The organism is Streptomyces sp. NPDC058086 (assembly GCF_042885015.1).
GTDB lineage: Bacteria > Actinomycetota > Actinomycetes > Streptomycetales > Streptomycetaceae > Streptomyces.
This window is the reverse complement of record NZ_JBHVST010000036.1, coordinates 1-22,399: the sequence shown is the minus strand read 5'-3', so window position 1 is coordinate 22,399 and position 22,399 is coordinate 1. Positions and strand designations below refer to the sequence as shown.

Sequence of the window (22,399 nt, the reverse complement as noted above, 5' to 3'; positions counted from 1 at the left end):
TCTGGTGGTGAGGCGTGTCGGGTGATCGGTCGTGTCGGGCGGCCGGTCGTGCGGGGCGTCAGTCGTGCGGGACCACGGCGACGGGGGCGGTGGCGTGGTGCAGTACGGCGTGGGTGATCGGCCCGATGTGGGCGCCGAGCGCCGAACGGCGGATACGGCGGCCGACGACCACCAGGGAGGCCTCTGCGGAGGCGTCCACGAGATGGTTGGCCGCCTTCCCGGACAGGGAGTCCTCGACGACGTCCACCGTCGGGAACTTCTGCCGCCACGGCCGCAGCACCTCGCTCACGGCGGCGGCCTCCTCGGCGCCGAGCTGGGCGTTCAGTTCCGGGTCCGGGGGCATGCCGTACGCGATGTAGGGCGGCTCGTTCCAGCCGTGGACGACCCGCAGGGAGGCGCCGCGCAGGACGGCCGCCTCGAAGGCGAAGCCGATCAGGGTGTCGTCGGGAGCCCCGGTGTCGAGGCCGAGCACGACGGGCCGGGAGGGCAGGACGCCGGCGTCGGTGCCCGAGGTGTCTCCTTCGGCCCGTACGAGAACGACCGGGCGCTCGGCGTGCGCCACGACGGCCAGGCCGACGGAGCCGACCATGAATCCGCCCACCCCGCTCAGGCCACGGGATCCGAGCACCAGCGGTTCGGCGTCCTTCGCGCCATCGGTCAGCACCTCGGCCAGTCGGCCGGTGACGTGCTCGGCGAGCACGTCGACCCCCGGGTGGGCCGCCCGCAGTCCATCGGCCGCTTCACGCAGTATCCGTTCGCTCCATTGCTGGTGGGTCTCGGGCCCGGGCAGCAGTGCCTGGGCGATGGGCTCCGGGACGGGCTCCCAGACGTTGACCAGCTTCAACGGCAGTCCGCGGAGCTTCGCCTCACGGGCCGCCCAGTCGGCGGCGGCACGACTCTCGGGCGAACCGTCGAGGCCTACGGTGACGGTGCGGGGCATGCTCTCCACCTCCTGAACCGGGATCGTGAGGTCCCGGTTCCAGCGTCGTGTCGTGGGGGATTCGCGGTGCAGGGGCCGCAGGTCCCCGGAAGGGGCCGATCGGCCCTATGGACCCGCGGGGCGGGCGTGGGAGGGCGGCCCTTTCCGGATGCCGTCCTCCCTTCCGCGGTCAGCGCAGCCAGCCGTGGTCACGGACGACCGGCAGCTTGGCCCAGAGCTTGCCGACGCCCAGGGTGTCGCCGGCGGCGGCCAGTGCCAGGGCGATGAGGACGACGGCGTAGACGAGGTGGTAGTCCGCGAACGGGTTGGTGGACATGCTCGCCGTTCCGTCGGAAAGGTGCTTGGCGGGCGGCCACTCGGCGACCCACATCAGCGCCATCATCGCGGTGCCCGCCACGGCGGCCAGGCGCAGCGCGATCCCGCCGATCAGGGCGAGCCCGATGCCGAGCAGTCCGGCCATGAACAGCCAGTCCGCCCAGGTGTCGCCCGCCCAGGAGTGGAAGGTGGACTCCATCGGCCCTGCGGCGACGCCGCTGAGGAAGCCCTTGGTCGGCGAGCCGCCGTCGATCCAGCCCTTGCCGGAGGGGGTGGCGTAGCCGAACCCGAAGGTCTTGTCGAGGAACGCCCACAGGAAAACGAATCCGGTCAGCAGGCGCAGCGAGGCGAAGGAGTAGGCCCTCAAGGTGTGCGTGTCGGTGCTCGCCGACACGGCGGACCCAGAGGTGGACGCGGCCCGGTTCCTGCGGAAGGACGGCAGGTGGAACCCCGGGCTCCGGTGAGGGTGCTCGTGCACGGCCATGGCGGTGATCCCTTCGGGGAATCGGAGAGTGTCGGACCGGTGCCCGACAGCGACCACTCTGGTGGCGCGGGACGGGCAGCACCGGGTGCCGAAGGGCCGTGATCGGGTGGCCGAACGGCCCTGTCTGCTGGGGCTGTTGGGCTTGCCGTACGGGATCTCGGCGGCACTGCGCGCGCAAGCGGCCCCGGGCAGTCGCCCCACGTCGTGGCTCACCTGTCCGCACGGTCGCGCGGACAAGGGCCGTTCGTCCCCTGCCGAACGTGCGGTCTCAGCGGTGTGATGGAGAGGGAGGGCATGAGCAAGCACCCGCCGCGAGATTCGAGGGCACACCATGGACCGGCGCATCCCGTGGAAACTGTTCCGCCGCCCCACCGCCCTGCTCTCCGGCCGACGGTTCGAACCACTGCTGCTGGCGGCCACCGCCGGCGCCCTGACCGCCGGTGGCATCGCCTGGCTCGCCGGTGCGCCCGACATCGCCGACCTGTGCTGGGGACTGGGCACCGTGATCGCTGTCGTGCCCGCCGTCGTCTGGGTACTGGCCGCGCTGCAACAGGGACACGCGGGCGTGGATCTCATCGCGGTCCTGGCACTCGGCGGGACCCTGGCGGTGCGGGAGTACCTGGCCGGGGCGCTGATCGCGCTCATGCTGGCGTCCGGAAGGACTCTGGAGGCCGCGGCCCAGCGCCGCGCCTCGCACGATCTGCGCGCGCTGCTGGAACATGCGCCGCGCTCCGCCCGCGTCCGGACCCTGGACGTGGTCAGGGAGGTGTCACTCGCCGAGGTCGCGGTCGGTGACCTGGTGGTCGTCGGTCCGGGCGAGGTGGTCCCGGTCGACGGTCGGGTGGTCGGCGCCACGGCCGTGCTCGACGAGTCGGTGCTCACCGGGGAGTCCCAGCAGGTCGAGCGTGCCGGCGGTGAGCGGGTGCGCAGCGGTGTGGTCAACGCGGGTGGCGCCTTCGAGCTGCGGGCCACCGCTGCCGAGCAGGACAGCACCTATGCGGAAATCGTCCGGCTGGCGCAGCAGGCCGGTGCCGAGTCCGCCCCCGTGGTCCGGCTCGCGGACCGGTACGCCGCCTGGTTCCTGCCGCTGTCCGTGGCTGTGGCAGGGCTGGCCTGGTGGGTCAGCGGTTCCGCGGTGCGGGCCGTCGCGGTCCTGGTGGTCGCCACCCCGTGCCCGCTGCTGCTCGCCGCGCCCGTGGCGATCGTCTCCGGCCTGTCCCGGGCCTCCCGCTACGGCGTGGTCGTCCGCGACGGCGGCGCCCTGGAGAACCTCGGCCGGGCCCACACCCTGCTGCTGGACAAGACCGGCACCCTGACGTCCGGCCGCCCACGGGTGCTCGACGTCGTCGCCGCACCGGGCCGGGAGCCGACGGAGATCCTACGACTGGCGGCCTCGCTCGATCAGCTCTCACCGCACGTCCTGGCTCATGCCCTGGTCGACGCCGCCCAGGCACGGGATCTGGAACTCTCCATGCCCGCGGACGTCGCCGAGGAGCCCGGTCTGGGGGCCACCGGCACCGTCGAGGGCCACCACCTCGCCGTCGGCCGCCACGGCGTCGGCACAGAGGACCCGGCGTGGGCACGCGCCGTCGACAACCGTGCCGTGCTCGACGGCGCGGCCGTCGCCTGGCTGACCGCCGACGGCCGCCTCGCCGGCGCCGTACTGCTGCGCGACCCACTGCGCCCCGACGCTCCCCGGACCCTGCGCCGCCTGCGCGCGGCGGGCATCGGACGGTTGGTGATGCTCACCGGCGACCGCACGGAACCCGCCCGCGAGGTGGCCTCGGTGCTCGGCCTCGACGCCGTCCAAGCCCACCTCACGCCCGCCGACAAGGTCGCCGCCGTACGCGCCGAGCGCGCCCTCGCCGTGACCGTCATGGTCGGTGACGGCGTCAACGACGCCCCCGCCCTCGCCGCCGCGGACGTCGGCGTCGCCATGGGGGCCCGCGGCTCCAGCGCCTCCTCCCAGGCCGCGGACATCGTGCTGACCACCGATCGGGTGGACCGCCTCGCCGACGCCGTCACCATCGCCGTACGGGCCCGGCGCATCGCGGTGCAGAGCGCGCTCGGCGGCATGCTGATGTCGCTCGCCGCGATGGCCGTGGCCGCCTTCGGCATGCTGCCGCCGGCCCCCGGTGCCCTGCTCCAGGAGGGCATCGACGTCGCTGTCATCCTCAACGCGCTGCGCGCCCTGCGCGCCGACCGGCAGAGCCGCCCGGCCCTGGAGCCCACCACCGAGGCCCTCATCCACCGCTTCGCCGCCGAGCACGACGATCTGCAGGAGGTCCTCGAAGCGGTACGCGGCGCCGCCGACCAGCTCTCGAACTCTCCAGGGCCCGCGGCCCTCGCATCGGTACGTGAGGTGCAGCGCCTGCTCACCGAGCGGCTGCTGCCTCACGAGTACGCCGAAGAGCACCAGCTCTACCCGGCCCTCGCCTCCTCGCTCGGCGGCCCCGAGACCACCGCCACCATGAGCCGCGCCCACGCCGAGATCGAGCGCCTCGCCGGACGCATAGCCACACACCTTGCGCTCAGCGGGACCGACGGCGCACCGCGCCCCGAACAACTCGACGACCTGCGCGCCTGTCTGTACGGCCTGCACAGCGTGCTGCGCCTGCACTTCACGCAGGAGGAGGAGAACTACTTCTCCCTCGCCCAGTAACGGCCGCCGCGTCGGAGCCACTCCCGGTACGCGGCCAGGGCCGTGGGCAGAGTCGGGAAGATCCGGTCGGTGCCGATGGCCTCGGTCAGCCCGAAGGCGTCGAGGTCGTCGCGCAGGTCCTGCTTGACGCGGGCGAGCGCGAAGACGATGTGACGCTGTTCGAATTCCTGACGCAGGGCGTCGACCGCGTCGAGCGCGGTGATGTCCACCTCGACGATGGCCTCGGTATTGAGGACGAACCAGTCGACAGCACCTTCGTGTCGGTCGACCGCCGCCAGCGCCCGCCGCTTGAAGTCCTCGGCGTTGGCGAAGAACAGGGGCGAGTCGTAGCGGTAGACAAGCAGGCCGGGGACCGTGCGGGCCTGCGGATAGTCGTCCACGTCGTGCATCCCGGCCAGGCCCGGCACCAGACCCTCGACCGCGTCGTGCGGGCGGGCCACCCGGGTGAGCAGTTCCGCGACGGAGAGGCCGACCGCCACGAGCACGCCGTACAGGATGTCCAGGGCCAGCACTCCGGCGAGACAGCCCAGGGCCAGGAGCAACTCCCGGCGCCGAAAGGCTGCCAGCCGCCGGAACCCGGCCAGATCCATCATGCGGACCCCGGCATAGACGACCAGGGCGCCCAGCACGGTCGACGGCGTGTGCGCGAGGAGCGGGCTGAGGAACAGCAGCACGGCGAGGACCACTGCCCCGGCGACGAGCGAGTACGCCTGGCTGCGGCCCCCGGCCGAGTGCGCGAGCGCGGTACGACTGGCGCTGCTGCTCACCGGGAAGCCGTGCAGCACACCCGCGCCCAGGTTCGCGGCCCCCAGGGCCAACAGTTCCTGGTTGGGGTCGAGTTCGTCGCCGCGAGCCGCGAAGGCGCGCGCGGTGAGGATGACGTCGGTGTAGCCGACCAGGAGCACGCCGAGTGCCGGCAGTACCAGTTGCCGCAGGTCGCCCGGCGTCGGCAGGCCGGGGCTTGGCAGCCCGGCCGGTACCGCGCCGATGACGGCGATGCCGTGGTCCTCCAGTCCGAAGACCACGACGGCCGCCGTGCCGAGCACCAGGGCCAGCAGAGGGCCCGGGACACCGGGAAAGAACCGCGCGACCGCGAAAAGGAACGCGATCGCCGCCACGGAGAAGATCACCGTGGCGGGATGGGCTTCTCCCAGGTTCCTCACGAAGGAGAGCAGTTGAGGAAAGAACTCGGATCCCGAGGTGCTGACACCGGTCAGTTTGGGGAGCTGGTCGACGATGATGATGAGCGCCACGCCTGTCAGGTAGCCGACCAGGATCGGCCGTGACAGCAGGTCGGCGAGGAAGCCGAGCCGCGCCACCCAGGCCACCAGGAACATCGCCCCGACCACGACCGCGAGCCCGGCGGCGAGCGCGGCGTACCGGTCCGGGGCGCCCGCGGCGAGCGGCCCCACCACGGTGGCGGTCATCAGTGCGGTGGTCGACTCGGGCCCGACGGACAGCAGCCGTGACGAACCCAGCAGGGTGTACAGCAGCAGGGCGGGGAGGATCGCCCAGAGCCCCGCGACCGGCGGCAGTCCCGCGAGGCCCGCATAGGCCATGACCTGCGGAACGAGATAGGCCGCGACGGTCACTCCGGCCAGCAGGTCGCCGCGCAGCCACGAGCGGTGGTAGCCGGCCAGTACGGTGAGTCCTGGAGCCACCCGCCACACGAGACCGCGTCGGCCTACCCCGGCGGCCGCACCCGGGCGCTCGGACATGGGGCTCCCTTCGTCACCGTCTTCAGCATCGCCCCACGGGCGTCCGACCGCGAGGGCCGGTCGGCCCCCATGGGCGGCGCTCCGTGCTCGCCGGGCATCGCGGCGGAGCCGGCGTTGGCGTGTCGGACGTCATGCTGGATCACTCCCTGCCGGCTGCTGCCAGGAACGTCCCATGGGCGCCCCGCACCGGGGAGGGACCGACCGGGCACTCCTACCGGGACCGGCAGGCCAACCTCCGGTCCGAAGGGGACCACCCGGCACCGCTGCCCAATACCGGTACCCACACAGCCTCGGGTTGGGGCCGGACGGCCCCTTCGCCCCGCTCCGCCGACGACAGCAGGCTCAGAACATCGCAAGCCCCGCAGCTCGCCTTGTCCGGGAGGAGGCCCTCATGTCCGGCACGTATCTGGACTCGTCGGCGTTGGAGAAGCTGATCGCTGCGGCCGTCGCCGCGCCCTCGATGCACAACACGCAGCCCTGGCGCTTCCGCCTCGACGCCGACTCGACCACCGTGGAGATCCACGCCGACGCCGGACGGGCACTGCCGCACGAGGATCCGCACGGCCGGGCCCTGCACATCGCCACCGGCGCGGCCCTGTTCAACCTGCGGGTCGCGGTGAGCCACTTCGGCTGGAAGCCGGTCACTCGGCTGCTCCCGGATCCCCGCCACCCCGGTCTGCTCGCCTCGGTGCACATCACTGGGCGCGCCAGCCCCCGCACACTCCACGGCGACGAGCTGTACGAGGCCATCCGGCACAGGCACAGCAGCCGCTTCCCCTTCGGCGATCAGCCCGTTCCCGTGTCCGTTCGCCACGAGCTTGCCGAAGCCGCCCAGTCCGAAGGCGCCACGCTCGCCGTCACCGGCCCGCGCGAGACGGCGCGGCTGCTGCGGATCACCACCGAAGCGGAGCGCCGCAACCACGCCGACCCGGCACGCAGCGCCGAAAGCCGCCGCTGGTCGAGCCGCGACGGGGTCGAGGACGCGGGCATCCCGTCCGCGGCACTGGGGCCGCAGGACACTTTCGAGCAGCTCCCCATGCGTGATTTCGGCGCACGGCGATCCCTGGAGCGGCTGCCGGCCCGGCCCTTCGAACGGACACCCGCGTTCGCGACGCTCAGCACCGGCCACGACCGGCGCACCGACTGGCTCCGGGCCGGACAGGCGCTTGAGTGCGTCCTGCTCGTCGCCACGGCGCACGGTCTGCGCACCTCACTCCTGCACCAGGCTCTGGAGTGGACCGACCTCCGCGACGACCTGCGCCCCGCTGCCTCCCCCTTCGACCACGTGCAGATGCTCGTCCGATTCGGCTACGGCCCGGAAGGGCCTCCCACGCCCCGTCGCACACCGCGGCTCTTCGTCGACCTCGACGGCGCCGTCCCTCAGGGAGACCGGTACTGACCGAGGACGAATCACCCCTCCCCCGGGACCTGTCGGCCGTGGCCGGGGCCGACCGGCCCATGGGGCGACGGTCGAGAGCACCGCACAGTGGAGGGGAAGGCACGTGACGAAGGAGGCGGAAGTCATGAGGCACCGGATGGTGAGCGATCTGATGACCACTTCGGTCGTACGGGTGCGGGAGGACGCCGGGTTCAAGGACATCGCCAAACTGCTGGCCGAGTACGACATCACGGCGATACCCGTCGTGGACGACGACGACCGGCCCGTGGGCGTGGTGTCCGAGGCGGATCTGCTGCGTAAGGAGGCGGGTCAGCTGGACCCCGCAGGACTGCTGCCGGTCCTGCACCCGCGCCCCGCCGACCGGACCAAGCAGGAGGCGACCACCGCCCGCGGGCTCATGAACAGCCCGGCCATCACGGCCCGGCCGCAGTGGACGGTGGTGGAGGCCGCGCAGGTGATGGAGCGCTACCGTGTCAAGCGGCTGCCGGTGGTGGACGAAGCCGACCGGCTGGTCGGGCTGATCAGCCGCGCCGACCTGCTGCGGGTGTTCCTGCGCGGTGACAGTGCCATCCGCGAGGAGATCTCCGGGGACGTGCTGGTCCGCACCCTGGGCATCGCGCCCGACTCGGTGACCGTGCGGGTCGTGGACGGCCGGGTCTCCTTGACGGGAACCGTCGAACGGAAATCCCTGATCCCCGTCGCCGTGCGGATGTGCCAGGGCGTGGACGGAGTCGTGGAGGTCACCGAACATCTGAGCCACCGGACGGACGACACCTCCGAAAACCTGTACGCCGACTCACCGCGCCACACCCAACTGTCACCTTGACGAGCGCGGTGCGGCAGCACCTTCCGGCGGGGGGACGCCGACCTGCGTGTGCGCTCAAGGAGAGATACAAGTGGGGGAAGGAACCGACGCGACGCGATGCGACGTTCAGCCGACCTGCGGCCTCTGCTGTGTCTCCCCAGAACCCGAGAGTTCCCGGGGGGCAGGATGGGCGATGATGGGACATGGAGAATGCCGGCCCCCTGGGAAACGGCCTCGGTCAGCTTCCGGACCCGGTCACCTCGGCCACGGCGGTCGTCGACGCGCGGGGGACCGTGACGGGGTGGAGTTCCGGCGCGCAGCGGTTGCTCGGGTACCCGTACGAGGACGTCGTAGGGCGCCCCGCGGCGCGTCTGTTCGACTGCGCCGCCGATGCGCCGGCGGACTTCTCCGCGGTACTTGAGGGACGCGGCGGGACGACCCCGCTGCGACACCGTGACGGCCATCATGTGGAAGCCGAGCTGTGGGCGTACCCGTCACTCGACCGTGAGGGCAACGCGCAATGGCTCATCGTGGCCACGCCGCCACAACGGCCTCGTCCGGGTCGGGCGCCACCTCCGGACAAGGACGAGGCGACGACGGAGGAAGCCTTCGCCCAGAGCCACCTTCCTGTGATGATCTACGACTCCGATTTGCGGGTCCTGCGCGGCAGCGCCGGCGCGACCCGTCAGCTGGGGCTCACGGAGCGGCAGATGCGCGGTCGGCGTGTCACCGACATCCTGCCGCCCCATGTCTGCACCACGGTCGAAGAGGGGATGCGCCGGGTGTTCGACACGGGGGAACCGGAGCTCTTCCACGTACATGGCCCACCCCGGCCCGGAGCCCATGGAAGGTTCTGGGCAGTCACCGTGTCCCCCGTCAGGAACCCCGCGGGAGAGGTGCGGCACGTACAGGTCGTCGCGCTCGACGTCACCGAGCAGCACCGGGCCCGGGAACGGCTCGCCCTGCTGAACGACGTCAGCGCACAGGTGGGCAGCACCCTCGACGTGACGCGCACCGCTCAGGAGATGGCCGACTTTGCGGTGGGCCGGCTCGCCGACTTCATCAGTATCGACCTGCTGGACTCGCTGTTCCGCGGTTTCGAGCCCAGGCCTCCCAGCGAGGGCTCCATCGGTCTGCGCCGGGCCGCGCAGCAGTCCGTCCTTCCCGGGGTCCCCGAGTCGGTGATCCAGCCGGGAGATGTCGACTACTACCCGGATTCCTCACCGCCCGCCCGCTGCCTTCTCACGGGGCATTCCTCGCTGCACAGCACCCTGGACGAAGCCGTCGAGAGCTGGCGGACGGCCGACCCCGAGCGCGCGGTGAAGGTCCGCACCTTCGGAATGCACTCGCTCATGGTCATCCCGCTGCGCGCCCGAGGCATCACGCTCGGGATGGCCGTACTTGTCCGCCACCGGCGCCAGGAGCCCTTCAACGAGGACGATCTGCTCCTCGCGGAGGAGATCGCCGCACGCGCCGCCGTGGCCGTGGACAACGCCCGCCGGTTCACGCGCGAGCGGACCACTGCCCTGGCCCTGCAGCGAAGTCTGCTTCCGCAGCGGCTCGCCGCCCAGGAGGCCGTGGAGGTGGCGCACCGCTACCTGCCGGCTCGCTCCCGGGCCGGGCTGGGCGGCGACTGGTTCGACGTGATCCCCCTGTCGGGGGCCCGGGTCGCCCTGGTCGTCGGAGACGTGGTGGGCCACGGTCTGCGCGCCTCCGCCACCATGGGACGGCTGCGGACCGCGGTACGCACTCTGGCGGACGTCGACCTGCCTCCCGATGAGCTCCTCGTCCATCTGGACGACCTGGTCACCCATCTCAGGTCGGAGGAGGGCACGGGCACGGAGGACCCGGAGCTCGACAACGTCACCGATGTCATCGCCACCTGTCTGTACCTGGTCTACGACCCGGTCACGCGCCGCTGCACGGCCGCCGCAGCAGGGCATCCCCCGCCCGCCGTGGTGACGCCCGACGGCACGGCGGAGTTCGTCGACCTGCCGGTCGGCCCTCCGCTGGGAGTGGGCGGGCTGCCTTTCGAGGCGGTCGAATGGGAGGTGCCCCGCGGCAGCCTGCTCGCGCTGTACACGGACGGCCTCGTCGAGGTCCCCGAACACGACCTCGGCAAGGGCATGGCGCTGCTGCGCCGGCGCCTGGAGCGGCCCGCTCGCTCGCTGGAGGCCCTGTGTGACGACCTGGTGCGGACCCTGCTCCCCGCGCAGCCGTCGGACGACGTCGCCCTGCTCGTCGCACGCACTCGCGCCCTCGACTCGGACCGGGTCGCCACCTGGGATCTGCCTGCCGACCCGGCCGCCGTGGCGGGCGCGCGTGGCGAGGTTTCCCGTCGCCTGGCGAAGTGGGGACTGCAGGAGGTCTCCTTCACCGCGGAATTGGTGGTGAGCGAGCTGGTCACCAACGCGATCCGCTACGGCGGCCCTCCCATTCAGCTGCGCCTGATCCAAGACACCGTGCTGATCTGCGAGGTCTCCGACGGCAGCAGTGCCGCCCCGCACATGCGGCGGGCCCGCACCTTCGACGAGGGCGGGCGCGGGTTGTTGCTCGTGGCCCAGTTCGCCGAGCGTTGGGGCACACGCCACCTGCCCGCAGGGAAGTCGATCTGGGCGGAGATCGACATCCAGAACGAGCGGACGTAACGGCGACCGAACATGTCTGTAGACGAACGCAGCCCGCGCTCACCTCAGACACGATCGACCGCGGTGCGGCCAGAATGAGACATGCCCGAGTGATCGTGCCCCAAGTGCGCTGAGATGGCCCGAACGACCCCATGCGGCGGGTCTGTGGGGGGCGAACGTGGGAGAAACGATCAGTTCAACATCGGCCACACCGGACTCTGCGTCGGGCTGCGCGGCGTTGATGTGCTGTGCCGGGGAGTGCGGTACCGGCTCGGTAGGCGCCGAGGACAGGTTTCGCGGGCTTCTGGAAGCGGCGCCCGACGCCATGATCATCGTGGACGACACCGGAACCATCAGACTCGTCAACGCACAGACCGAAGCGCTCTTCGGCTACGGCCGTGAGGAACTCCTCGGCCGAACAGTGGACTTGCTGGTACCCGAACGCTTCCGGGCCCACCACTCACTGCACCGCACCGGCTACGCCGAAAATCGTCAAGTGCGTCCGATGGGCGCCGGCCTCGAACTCCACGGCCTGCGCAAGGACGGCACCGAATTCCCCGTCGAGATCAGCCTCAGCCCCCTCGAGACCACCGACGGCCTCCTCGTCTCCGCCGCCGTCCGCGACGTCAGCGACCGCAAGGCGGCCGAGGACCGGTTCCGGGGATTGCTGGAGGCTGCGCCGGACGCCATGGTGATCGTGGACGACACCGGGACGATCAGACTCGTCAACGCCCAAACGGAAGCGCTCTTCGGCTACGGCCGCGAGGAACTCCTCGGCCGAACAGTGGACTTGCTGGTACCCGAACGCTTCCGGGCCCACCACTCACTGCACCGCACCGGCTACGCCGAAAATCGTCAAGTGCGACCCATGGGCGCCGGCCTCGAACTCCACGGCCTGCGCAAGGACGGCACCGAATTCCCCGTCGAGATCAGCCTCAGCCCCCTCGAGACCACCGACGGCCTCCTCGTCTCCGCCGCCGTCCGCGACGTCAGCGACCGCAAGGCAGCCGAGGAGCGCATCAACGAACTGGCTGCGCTGGTCGAGTCCTCTCAGGACGCGATCCTCGCCAAGACCCTCGACGGGCACATCACCTACTGGAACGCCGCCGCCCAACGTCTCTACGGGTACACACGCGCCCAGGTCATGGGCCACCACGTGTCCATGCTGGCCCCGCCCGACCACGGCCACGAGATCGATGTCCTGATGGACCGTTTGCGCAACGGGGAAAGAGTCGAGCACTTCGAGACACTGCGGGTCACCCGGCAGGGTGACCTCCTCGACGTCGACATCACTCTGTGGCCGACCCGTTCCCCCGACGGCGAGGTCATCGGCGCGTGTGCCATCGTCCGCGACATCAGCGATCGCAAGCGGGCCGAAGCCGAGCTGACCGTCCTGTACGAGCAACAGCGGCACATCGCGCTGACCTTGCAGCGCAGTCTGATGGGTACTCCGCCCGCCATCCCCGGTCTCACGACCGCCAGCCGCTACCGGCCCGCCACCCAGGGGGCCGGGGTGGGCGGCGACTGGTTCGACCTGGTCCCGCTGGGCGCCGGCCGCGTCGGTGTCCTGATCGGCGACGTGATGGGACGCGGGCTGGAAGCCGCCGCAGTCATGGGCCAGTTGCGTTCCGCCGCGCACGCCCTGGCCAAGACCGGTATGCAGCCCCGCCAGCTCATGCAGGCCCTCGACGCGGCCGTCGCCGACCTCGACGTCCCGGACCAACTGGTCACCTGCTGCTACCTGGTGATCGCGGCCGACGCGGGCGCGGTGACGATCTGCTCCGCCGGACATCTGCCCACCCTGGTGGCCACCCCGGGCGAGGGCGCCCGTGCGCTGCCCGTGCCCGTCAACGCGCCCCTCGGCGTGGGTGATGTCCTCTACCAGCAGTGCAGCGCGGTCATCCCGCCCGGCGCCACCCTCGTGCTCTACACCGACGGACTGATCGAAACCCCCGGCAGCGACATCGAGGACCAGCTCTCGCAGCTCACCGCCACACTGAGCGACCTGTTCACGACCGCCCCCGACCTGGAGGTGGCTGCCGACCACGTCCTGAGCACCTTGCTGCCCGACGCCGAGGGTCACAACGACGATGTCACCCTGCTGCTGACTCGGCTGCCCGACGCGCCGCTGGCCGCCGTCTCCCTCGACCTCCCGGCAGTTCCCGACTCTGTCCCCGAGGGCCGAGCCTTCCTCAGCAAGGCCCTCACCTCGTGGGGCTGCGCCACAAAGGCGGACGACGCGCGGCTGCTGCTCTCCGAAGTCCTCACCAACGCCGTTCAGCACGCCCAGGGCCCCATCGGACTGCACCTGTGCCGGACCGACTCGGACCTGACGGTCGAAGTCGGCGACCACAGCCCGCAGTTGCCTCAACCCCGCTTCGCGGCCGACGACGACGAGTCCGGGCGCGGACTGATCCTCGTCCGCGCGCTCGCCGACAACTGGGGCGTACGACCCACCGACGACGGCAAGACCACCTGGTTCACCCTCCACCTGTGAGCGGACCCGCCGTCATCGTGCTGCCTGGTGCCATCGTGCTGCCCGGCGTCGCCTCGTCCGGCGCTCACTGGCCGGACGAGGTGGCGGTGCCCGAGCCGCTGGACGGGCCCTGACCGCTCAGGACGAGTTCCTTCGCCCGGCGGAACTCGTCGTCCGTGATGTCGCCGCGGGCGCGGATCTCGGACAGCTTGGCCAGTTCGTCGACGCTGCTGGTTCCGGTGCCGCCGCCCGCCGTCTGCCGGATGTAGGAGTCGAAGGCCTCCTGCTGCGCGCGGGCCTGATTCACCTCTCGGCGGCCCATGTTCTTGCCGCGGGCGATCACGTAGACGAGGACGCCCAGGAAGGGCAGGAGGATCACGAACAGGAGCCAGCCGGCCTTGGCCCAACCACTCAGCTCGTCGTCACGGAAGATGTCGATGATGATCCGGAAGAGCAGGATGAACCACATGATCCACAGGAAGAACCAGAGCATGCTCCAGAAGACGCTCAACAGCGGGTAGTCGTACGCGAGGTACATCTGTGTGCTCATGTCGCTCCTCCATCCCGGGCGTTCGCCCGGCAGTCGTTCCTCCCGATTCAGCATGCGCACGGCAAGGTTCGTCCGGCCTCACCCGGGACGGGTGAACGTTCGCGCGGAGTCTCAGGGCGACTGGGCGGAGCCGTGCGGGTCCGCGGCACGTGCGCGGCGCAGTGCGGCCCGCCAGGCGAAGGCGAGGACGAGTTCGATCAGGCCGAGCAGCACGAGCCACAGGCCGAGCAGCCGGGTCAGGGCGCGGGCGGACTCGGTCGGCAGGGCGAGCACCACGACTCCCGCGACGATGCCGAGCGCCGCGGCGCAGAAGACGACGCCACGGTGCGGGAGGGCCTTCATGGCGATGGCCGTGTAGGCGGTCAGCATGCCGGACACGAGCCAGACGATGCCGACGATCAGCGAGAGCGCGGCGATGGTCTGCAGCGGGTTCCTCAGGCACAGCACCCCGGCCAGCACGAACAGCACCGAAAGCAGCAGCCCGGGGAGCCGCTCGCCGTGCTCATCGCGGCCGAAGACCGCCACGAAGCGGAACACCCCGGTCACGACCAGGTAGAGACCGATGAGTACTGCCAGGATATGCAGGGTCTCGTCCGGCCACACCAGTACCAGGATGCCCGGCACCAGCGTCGAGATCGCCGAACCCAGGATCCAGGTCCATGAGCGGCCGAGTCCTGCCAGCAGTTCCTCGGGGTCTGCGGGCGGCGCGGAGGCCGGCCCTTCGGGCCTTGGCCCGGGTTCGGTACGCGGCGCCGGACCACGCGATTCGGTCATGGCTCCTCCTCACGCGGTCGAGCGGGTCGTCGCCGGACCGCCGACGGGACGGTGTGCGGGGACTTCACCGGGTCAGCGTCCCGCGCGCCGCCCGCTGCCGGGTCACCCCCGACGGGTGATCGTCCCTACCCCGGGGCGTGTGATCGTCCCTACCCTCGGGACGGCGTACGCCCGGTCACTCCGGTAGTCGGCGCATCTCCACGACGTGCAGTCCCAGCGACTGGCAGCGGGCCAGCAGCCCGTACAGGTGCGCCTCGTCGACAACGGGGCCGAACAGGACGGTCTGACCGGACATCACCACGTGATCCATCTCCGGAAACGCCTTGGTCAGCGTCTCCGTCATGTGTCCCTCGACACGGATCTCGTAGCGCATGGGCTCAGAACGACCTTTCAATGCGTCAGGACCAGCTTGAACGAGATGATCAGCAGGCCCAGCAGCAGATTGATCGAGGCGGTGACGGCCGTAAGAGACCAGGAGGCGCCCGCACTCCGTGCCGCGGCCGCCGACCAGCCCACCTGCCCGGCCACGGCGACGGCTAGCGCCAGCCAGAAGCTGCCTTGGAGGTCGAGGCCCAGGAGCGGGCTGACGGCCACGGCCACGGTCGGCGGGACGGCGGCCTTGACGATCGGCCACTCCGCACGGCACACCTCGACGACGGTCCTCCGGTCCAGGGACTGCCGGGCCAGACGTGCCCCGAAGAGCTGGGCGTGCACGTGCGCGATCCAGAACGCCACGCCGGTGCCCAACAGCAACACCGCCAGTTCCAGGTGGGGGAACGAGCCCAGCGTGCCGGTGCCGATCACCACCGATGCCGCGAGCATGGACCCGTAGACACCACCGGTGTAGTCGGCGTGCGCCCGATGGTCGGCGTCGGCCGCTGAGGGTACGGCGGGTTCGGTCCGGGACATCAGGGCCTTCTTTCCGATCCGGCGCACCGGACCGAGGGCGTCGGCCGCATCGCCGGATTCGGGATGCGTCGGGCGCCCCGCCCGGTCGGGAGGTGCGTGGTGCCGCCACTCCCATCGCATCGGAACGGCTCGTCCCGCGCCTCACCCGTGACGGGCGAGGGTGCTCACCGGTACGGGTTCACAGCAGCCGCAGCTCGCGCGCCCGGCGCACCGCTTCGTTGCGCCGGTTCACCGCCAGTTTCCGGTAGACGCTCTTGAGGTGGGTCTTGACCGTGTTCACCGACACGCAGAGGTCGGCCGCGATCTCTTCCGTCGACATCGTCTGGGCCAGTCGCTGGAGAACGTCGCGTTCGCGTTCGCTCAGCTCCTGTACGACGAGCGGCGCGGGTGTTTCGAGCCGGGGCGCCTCGCCGGTCGTCAACCAGCCAGCGGCCAGTGGCCGCAGTGGCGCCGTGCCCAGGAGACGTCGGATCCGCGGTCCTGCCTCGAGGAAAGGACGCCGCAGCCGCTCGCGCCGGGCCTCCAGCAGCGCCTGGCCCACCAACTTGCCCGCGGCGGCGGAGTCACCCGCCTCCAGTGCGGCCTGCGCCCGTGTCAGCATGGCCCGCACGGTCACCGCCGGACCGGCCGGACCCTCGGTGCGCAGACGGTCGAGCAGGTCGAGCGCGCCGGCCGGGCGGCCCGCCGTCAGCTGGGCCCGCGCGGCCTCCACCACACAGGCCGGGTGTTCGTCCGGCACTTGTCGCAGCACCTCGGCGGCCGCGTCCGGTCGGCCCTCGGCCAGGTGGGCGGCGGAGGCGACGAGAGCGACATGAGCCTGTGCCCAGGGTGATGCCACGTCCGCGGAGACCGCCGCGTCCACCGCCGCCAGGGCGGCTCGGGTCTTGCCTCGGGCCAGCAGCAGACGTGCCGTCACGATGGACCGGCCCGTGGCCGACACCGGGTCCCGTGTCGCCAGGCGCAAGCCGACCGCCTCGTCGAGGAGGGCTTGGGCCTGATCCAGTTCGTTCCGTTCGACGGCCACGGCGGCCAGGACCACCCGCCCGATGTCCGAGCCGGACGACCCGCACAGACCGAACCGCTCCGAGTCGGTCGTCGCCGCCAGTGCCTTGCGCTCCGCCCTTCCGTGCCAGCCGTTCAGGTAGTCGATCAGCGCCAGGTGCCCCAAGGAGTCCTCTCGCGGAAGCACTGTCGAGGCCCCGCCGGGACAGCCCGCAGCCGCGGACAGCGCGATGCGGGCGTCCTCGAAGCGCCCGGCCCACAGGCGCGTCGAGCCCAGATGGGTCAGCAGCAGAGCGATGAGTTCGGGATGCTGCCCCAGGAGCTGGGCGGGAACCGCCTGTCTCAGTTCCTCGGCCGCCTCCGCGGCCCTCTCCGCCTGGAGCGGGGACCCGGCCAGACGGGCCGCCAGAGCCTCCAGCAGTGCGCAGCTCAGCCGGGCCGCCGCCGGGCCGGGCACGTCGGTGGCCGCGTCGGGCACGTCCGCGGCCAGGGCCGCCTCGGCATGGCGCAGACGGGCCAGACCACGGTCGAGGTCGCACTGGGACAGATCCAGGGCCGCTCGGACGACGTCCGTCGCGGAGCTCGTGGCCTCGGGGCCCATCCGGGAGAACAGCTCGGCCAGCTCGTCACGGCGCAGACCTGTGAAGAGCTGTCCGATCGCCAGGCCGTCGACGAAGGCACCGGCGGTGAACTCCCAGTCGCCCGCGGCGGCGCCGTGGACGATCGTCTCCGGGAGGGATCCGGAGCTCAGCAGCCACCGGGCGGCCCGCCGGTGGAGTTCGGGCTCCAGTCCAGGACAGCGCTCCCGCAGATGGGCCCGGAGGATCTCCCCGAACAGCGGGTGGAGTCGATACCACGAGTGTCCGAGGTCTTCGACAAACGCGTTCTCGCGGTGCAGCTCGGCGAGAATGGGCTCGGCGTCGGTGCGCTGCGTCAGCGCGTTGGCCAGATCGGGGCAGAGGCGCTCCAGGACGCTGACCCGCAGCAGTAGGTCCTGCGTCTCGGCGGTTCGCCGCTTGAGCACCTCGGCCAGGAGGTAGTCGGCGACCGTACTCCGCCCCGCCTCGAATTCCTTCAGGTATCTCTCCGGATCCGGGCTCTCCCGCGCGGCCAGGGCGCACAGCCGCAGACCGGCCGCCCATCCTCCGGTGCGGTCCACGAGCGCCCCCACCGCGTGCGCGGGCAGGCGCAGGCCGTGCAGCTCCAGGAGTACGGCCGCCTCCTCGGGTGTGAAGGCCAGTTCCGCGTTCCGGATCTCCGTCAGGTCACCGGCCGCCCGGTAACGGTGCACCGGCAGCAGCGGCTCGGTGCGGGTGACGAGGATGAGGCGCATTCCCGGTCCGGCATGGTGCAGGACGAATTCCAGCTGTTCCGCGATCTCCGGCGCGGTCACGCGGTCGTATTCGTCGAGCACGACGATCGCCGGCCGGTCGCGTCCGCTCAGCTCGGCGGCGAGCCGTGCCAGCAGTTTGGGGTCCACCCGGCTCGCGTCGACGGGACAGCGAATGTCGCTGGGGACCGGCACGCCCGAGGCCCGCAGGGCCTGGAGCACGTACGCCCAGAACATCCCGGGCTGCTGATCCGCCGCGTCGGCGGTGAACCAGGCGACCGGCTGCCCCAGTCCAGTGACCCACTCGGCGACCAGCAGGGTCTTCCCCGCCCCGGCCGCTCCGTTGACCACCGTCAACGGGGTCAGCAGGGCCTGGTCCAGGTGTTCGACCAACCGCTCCCGCCGCAGGAACGTGACGGGCCTCGACGGCGGCGCGAACCGCGTGCGCAGAAACGGGTCTCCCATGGGATCGACCCATCCGACGGTCGACCCCTGGCCGCTCTCCTCGATCCCAGCCATGGTGATCGCCATTATCCCGTCAGATCACGCGCGGCGCTCGTCTCACCACTGCCCGCGATCCCGAGCCCCTCACCAACGTGCCGTAAGCACCACATCCTCTCTGGTTCGGGAATTTCATTTCCGGTCATCCACAATGGCATTCTCGCCGCAGGCCGCGACGCCGGCCCCGGCCCCGAGCGCCGTGACGGAGCAGCGCGAGCGCGCCGTGGTCGTGGGCACCTGCTTCGGCGGTGGCATCACCGCGCTGCGGTGGGCCTGTCCCACGGTCGCCGCCGGAACTCGCCCCTGTCGACGTCACGTTGACACGGCCGGTTGCCGGGCGTTGACTGACGGCACGGTGCGGAGCTCCTGCCATTCCGGTGACACCGACGCGGCCGGTACGACGTACAGGAAAGCGGCACACGATGATGTACGACCAGTCACGCGCCCAGCAGCCTCCGGACAAGCAGTCCGGTCCGGCCGGACGTCGGACGCCGGGCCCCGAGCCACTGCTCCCGTCGGACGAACGGAACAAGCTCGCCCACCGCCTCCAACACGCCCTCAACACCTTCGCCGACAGCCCGCGTGAGGCGTTGGAGGAGGCCGAGACCGCATTGGACGAGGTCACCGCGCAGCTCATGGGCACGCTCGCGGAACGTCGGCGCGTCCTCCACGAGACTTGGCAGGACCAGGGCCCCGGGACACAGCCGGACGAACTCCGGCACGCGCTGAGGGAGTACCGGGAGATCACACAACGGCTGCTGCGCCTTTAGACACCCACCATGGCCTCGCCTCCGAAGACGCGATTAGGGTGCCGGTGTGCCGTCGTACAGCATTGGCCAGGCCGCGCGCCTGCTGAGGGTGAGTCCAGAGACCGTGCGCCGTTGGGCGGACGGGGGCCGGCTTCCCATGGGGAGGGACGGTTCGGGGAACCGGGTGATCGACGGCGTAGGGCTGGCCCGGTTCGCCCGGGAGCGTGCGGCCGAGGACGAACCCGGCACCGCCGGCGGCGGGCCGCCCACATCGGCGCGCAACGCGTTCACGGGCATCGTCACGGCCCTGACGGTCGACGACGTCGTGGCGCAGGTGGAGATCCAGGCAGGGCCGCACCGCGTGGTGTCGCTCGTGACCCGGGAGGCGGTCGAGGAGCTCGACCTCGCGGTCGGCGTCACGGTCACCGCGCGGGTGAAGTCGACGAGCGTGCACGTGGATCGCTCGTAGCCGAAGGCGTACGGCACAGCAGAGCGGCCCAGAGATCGAGGCGGTCGTAGAGGCGGGACAGATCGCGGCCGGTGAAGTGCTCGACGCGCTGGATCCGGTAGTGGACTGTGTTGACGTGCAGGTGCAGGACCTCCGCCGTGCGGGCCCATGAGCCGTCGTGGGCGAGGAAGGTCTCCAGGGTCTTCAGCAGTGCGGCGGCGGAGGCGTTACGGGTGTCCAGCAGGGGGCCCAGAACGGTGTGGCTGAAGGCGGTGCGGACCTCGGCGGGTATGCCGGTCAGCAGGGTGTCGAGTCCGGTGAGGGACGAGGAATCGACGACGGACGAGGAGTCGGGGGCGGTGGTGCGGGCCGAGGCCAGTGCGTAACGGGCCTCGGACAGTGCCCCGTTCAGGCCCTGCGGCCCGGCGGCGGGCGAGCCGATACCGCCGTGCAGCGGGATGGACGGCTCGCAGGCGGCGACGAGCGGCCAGAACTCCGCACATCCCCCTGCGGCGTCTTCTGTCTCCGCTACGACCGCGAACGCCGTGCCGTCCGGCAGCCGCCCCACGGACGCGCGCCCCGGCCCCGCATGCGCGACCGCCTCCGTCAGCGCCCCCTCCGCCAGTCCCGCCCGTTGCGATCCCGTCTCGGCGACGATCACCCGGTAGGGGCCCTCGGCCGGGAGCCCGCAGGTCCGCAGCGCTCCTTCCACGGCGGCGACCTCGGCTCCGGGTGAGGAGAGCAGGGTGCCGAGTTCGTCCGCCGCCTGGTGTTCGGCGGCCCGGCGCCGGGCTCGTGACTCCTGGCAGCGGGCCAGGATCGCGGCGATCTCGTGCAGCATGCGCGGCGGGGTACCGCCGGGCTCGGGCAGATACAGGTGCCAGCGCTCGTACGGGGAGACGGCGTCGGAGTCGACGGACACCGTGATCCCCGCGTCGTGGGCCAGCAGCGCGACGGCCTCCCGCGCCGGAACCGTCCGCGCTCCCTCCGTGGCCGCGACGGTCCGCCCCGCGGGTGTGAAGACGTACGCGGCCGCCCGGTCGACGTGGGCGAAGGCGTTCTCGACGATCACGTCGGGGCCCGCGTCCTGGGCGACGAGTCGGCTCAGCCGGACGCGCACGCCCTCGGGCAGCGCGTGGAGGCGGTTCAGTTCGCCCCACTGCTGGAAGTACACGGTGTCGGTGATCGCGCGGAACATGATGTGGGCCGGGACCGCCGCCAGCGGGACGCCGTGTCGCGCACATGCCTCGATGAGGCCGTCGGGCACTGCTCCATGGGTCTCCTCGCCCGCCAGCAGTACGGCGGCGCCCGCCGTCCGCAGCGCGGAGACGAACCGCTCCGCCTTGTCCCGCCCGCCCTCGGCCGTCCACCACACCAGTCCGCTGAGCACGACCTCGCCAGGGCGCACGAAACGGGCGGGATCCTCCAGATCGGTGACGGTCACCCCGCTGATCTCCTGCCTCAGCTGTGGTTCCTCGGCCCACAGCAGGCGCAGGCCCAGGGACTCGTCCTTGAGGAGGTGGTCGACGTGCATGTGCTCTGGCTCCTTGTGCGGCAGCCGGGCACGAGGGCGCGTGCCCGGCATCTCACATTCACCAGGTGCATGCGAGTCATCGCATCGTAAGTGCAAGGCGAGACAAGCGGTATGCCTCTTGGTTGATCCTCCAGGACACCCGCCGGAAAACTCGGCGATTCCGTGTGGTGAACCAGTCGTCCCGAGCCCGGTCGCGTTGCTTCACTGGCGGTCATGGACCTGAACACCGTGGTGGAGATACGGGACGCACGGCATGCCGCGCCCTGGCGGCCGGACGACGCCTGGCTGGGCGGCGGGACGTACCTCTTCTCCGAGCCGCAGCCGCACCTGCGGCGACTGGTGGACCTGAGCCGGACCGGTTGGACATCGGTGCGGCCACACCCGGACGGCTCGCTGGAGATCGCCGCGACCTGCACGATCGCCCACCTGTCCCGGTACGCGAGGGAGCTTCCGGCCGAGGCGGCGCCCCTGTTCGAACAGTGCTGCCGCGCGTTCCTCGCCTCCTTCAAGATCTGGAACATGGCCACGGTCGGCGGGAACCTCTGCAACGCCCTCCCGGCCGGCCCGATGATCTCCCTCACCGCCGCCCTCGACGGAGAGTGCCTGCTGCACACCGAGAACGGCGTACGCCGCCGGGTCCGCGTCGTGGACTTCGTGACCGGCGCGGGCCGCAAGGTCCTGGCCGAGGGCGAGCTTCTGCGGTCCATCACCCTGCCCGCCCGCGCCCTCGCCTGCCGTACGTCCTTCCGGCAGGCGTCCTTGTACGGGCTCGGCCGCTCGGGCGCACTGGTCATCGGCACCCTGGACCCGGTCGACCACTCCCTCGCGATCACGATCACCGCCTCGACCGTCCGCCCGCTCCGGCTGTGGTTCCCGTTGCCGCCGACGGCGGACGGACTGCGTACGGCCATCGACGCGGCCGTCGCCGACGACGAGTGGTTCGACGACATCCGTGACTCCTCCTCCGGCTGAAGCCGGGGGCTTCTCGCTATGCCGGGTTGGCGTTGCGGCGGACCAGCCCGGCCCGTAGGACGTTGGTGGCTGCCACTGTGTCGGCGTGGGCGTGGTGGCCGCAGGCGATGCAGTGGAATTTCTCCTGTGTGGGCCGGTTCTCCTTCGCGGTGTGCCCGCATGCGGGGCAGGTGCGGGAGGTGTTGCGGGGGTCCACGGCGATCA

18 protein-coding genes are annotated in these 22,399 nt (G+C 71.4%); 8 read left to right on the top strand and 10 right to left on the bottom strand.

Going from position 1 to position 22,399, the window contains the following annotated elements:
• Window positions 1-58 precede the first annotated feature (58 nt).
• Window positions 59-940 carry a universal stress protein gene (locus ACFVWD_RS26530; RefSeq protein WP_389599566.1) on the bottom strand — a complete coding sequence of 294 codons (882 nt, stop codon included), beginning with the start codon at window positions 938-940 and terminating at the stop codon, window positions 59-61.
• A 169-nt stretch (window positions 941-1,109) separates the two neighbouring features.
• A complete protein-coding gene (locus tag ACFVWD_RS26525) occupies window positions 1,110-1,739 on the bottom strand; it encodes a hypothetical protein (protein ID WP_384923423.1) in 630 nt (209 codons plus the stop codon).
• A 331-nt stretch (window positions 1,740-2,070) separates the two neighbouring features.
• Here ACFVWD_RS26525 and ACFVWD_RS26520 point away from each other — a divergent pair, with 331 nt between their 5' ends.
• The gene (locus ACFVWD_RS26520; protein ID WP_389599564.1) at window positions 2,071-4,401 is read left to right on the top strand and encodes a heavy metal translocating P-type ATPase; all 2,331 of its coding nucleotides are present in this window, start codon (window positions 2,071-2,073) and stop codon (window positions 4,399-4,401) included.
• Here the strand turns inward: ACFVWD_RS26520 and ACFVWD_RS26515 are convergent.
• Window positions 4,380-6,119 (bottom strand): SulP family inorganic anion transporter, encoded by a 1,740-nt coding sequence (locus ACFVWD_RS26515; protein ID WP_389599562.1) that lies wholly within the window; start codon window positions 6,117-6,119, stop codon window positions 4,380-4,382. The genes ACFVWD_RS26520 and ACFVWD_RS26515 overlap by 22 nt on opposite strands.
• Before the next feature lie 391 nt (window positions 6,120-6,510).
• Between ACFVWD_RS26515 and ACFVWD_RS26510 the strand changes: the two genes are divergently transcribed.
• The 4 genes from ACFVWD_RS26510 (at window position 6,511) to ACFVWD_RS26495 (ending at window position 13,447) form a co-directional block, all read left to right on the top strand.
• Entirely contained in the window at window positions 6,511-7,518 is a 1,008-nt protein-coding gene (locus ACFVWD_RS26510) for an Acg family FMN-binding oxidoreductase (RefSeq protein WP_389599560.1), read from the top strand.
• 124 nt (window positions 7,519-7,642) lie between these two features.
• Window positions 7,643-8,344: a CBS domain-containing protein gene (locus tag ACFVWD_RS26505; RefSeq protein WP_389599559.1), complete on the top strand. Its 702-nt coding sequence runs from the start codon at window positions 7,643-7,645 to the stop codon at window positions 8,342-8,344.
• Window positions 8,345-8,526: 182 nt separating this feature from the next.
• Window positions 8,527-10,971: a SpoIIE family protein phosphatase gene (locus ACFVWD_RS26500; RefSeq protein ID WP_389599557.1), complete on the top strand. Its 2,445-nt coding sequence runs from the start codon at window positions 8,527-8,529 to the stop codon at window positions 10,969-10,971.
• 220 nt (window positions 10,972-11,191) lie between these two features.
• Complete coding sequence (locus ACFVWD_RS26495; protein WP_389599660.1) at window positions 11,192-13,447, top strand: PAS domain S-box protein; 2,256 nt, start codon at window positions 11,192-11,194, stop codon at window positions 13,445-13,447.
• Between the two features lie 64 nt (window positions 13,448-13,511).
• Here ACFVWD_RS26495 and ACFVWD_RS26490 read toward each other — a convergent pair whose 3' ends face one another.
• The 5 genes from ACFVWD_RS26490 to ACFVWD_RS26470 all read right to left on the bottom strand — a co-directional run bounded on the left by ACFVWD_RS26490 (window position 13,512) and on the right by ACFVWD_RS26470 (window position 18,510).
• Window positions 13,512-13,976 carry an SHOCT domain-containing protein gene (locus ACFVWD_RS26490; protein ID WP_389599556.1) on the bottom strand — a complete coding sequence of 155 codons (465 nt, stop codon included), beginning with the start codon at window positions 13,974-13,976 and terminating at the stop codon, window positions 13,512-13,514.
• 111 nt (window positions 13,977-14,087) lie between these two features.
• The gene (locus tag ACFVWD_RS26485; RefSeq protein ID WP_389599554.1) at window positions 14,088-14,750 is read right to left on the bottom strand and encodes an HdeD family acid-resistance protein; all 663 of its coding nucleotides are present in this window, start codon (window positions 14,748-14,750) and stop codon (window positions 14,088-14,090) included.
• Window positions 14,751-14,925: 175 nt separating this feature from the next.
• The gene (locus ACFVWD_RS26480) at window positions 14,926-15,123 is read right to left on the bottom strand and encodes a hypothetical protein (RefSeq protein ID WP_101402986.1); all 198 of its coding nucleotides are present in this window, start codon (window positions 15,121-15,123) and stop codon (window positions 14,926-14,928) included.
• 17 nt (window positions 15,124-15,140) lie between these two features.
• Entirely contained in the window at window positions 15,141-15,659 is a 519-nt protein-coding gene (locus tag ACFVWD_RS26475; RefSeq protein ID WP_389599552.1) for a hypothetical protein, read from the bottom strand.
• Between the two features lie 178 nt (window positions 15,660-15,837).
• A complete protein-coding gene (locus ACFVWD_RS26470; RefSeq protein ID WP_389599551.1) occupies window positions 15,838-18,510 on the bottom strand; it encodes a LuxR C-terminal-related transcriptional regulator in 2,673 nt (890 codons plus the stop codon).
• A 404-nt stretch (window positions 18,511-18,914) separates the two neighbouring features.
• On the opposite strand from ACFVWD_RS26470, the gene ACFVWD_RS26465 reads away from it, so the two are divergent.
• Together ACFVWD_RS26465 and ACFVWD_RS26460 are read left to right on the top strand one after the other, a co-directional pair.
• The gene (locus tag ACFVWD_RS26465) at window positions 18,915-19,262 is read left to right on the top strand and encodes a hypothetical protein (protein ID WP_389599549.1); all 348 of its coding nucleotides are present in this window, start codon (window positions 18,915-18,917) and stop codon (window positions 19,260-19,262) included.
• Between the two features lie 46 nt (window positions 19,263-19,308).
• Complete coding sequence (locus tag ACFVWD_RS26460; RefSeq protein WP_389599547.1) at window positions 19,309-19,710, top strand: molybdopterin-binding protein; 402 nt, start codon at window positions 19,309-19,311, stop codon at window positions 19,708-19,710.
• Here ACFVWD_RS26460 and ACFVWD_RS26455 read toward each other — a convergent pair.
• Window positions 19,664-21,223 carry a PucR family transcriptional regulator gene (locus tag ACFVWD_RS26455; RefSeq protein WP_389599546.1) on the bottom strand — a complete coding sequence of 520 codons (1,560 nt, stop codon included), beginning with the start codon at window positions 21,221-21,223 and terminating at the stop codon, window positions 19,664-19,666. The two genes, ACFVWD_RS26460 and ACFVWD_RS26455, sit on opposite strands and share 47 nt — an antisense overlap.
• 213 nt (window positions 21,224-21,436) lie before the next feature.
• Between ACFVWD_RS26455 and ACFVWD_RS26450 the strand changes: the two genes are divergently transcribed.
• The gene (locus ACFVWD_RS26450; RefSeq protein WP_389599544.1) at window positions 21,437-22,195 is read left to right on the top strand and encodes an FAD binding domain-containing protein; all 759 of its coding nucleotides are present in this window, start codon (window positions 21,437-21,439) and stop codon (window positions 22,193-22,195) included.
• Between the two features lie 16 nt (window positions 22,196-22,211).
• Here the strand turns inward: ACFVWD_RS26450 and ACFVWD_RS26445 are convergent.
• Window positions 22,212-22,399, bottom strand: a 188-nt coding sequence (locus tag ACFVWD_RS26445; protein ID WP_389599542.1) for a zinc ribbon domain-containing protein, incomplete at its 5' end; no start/stop codon positions are given.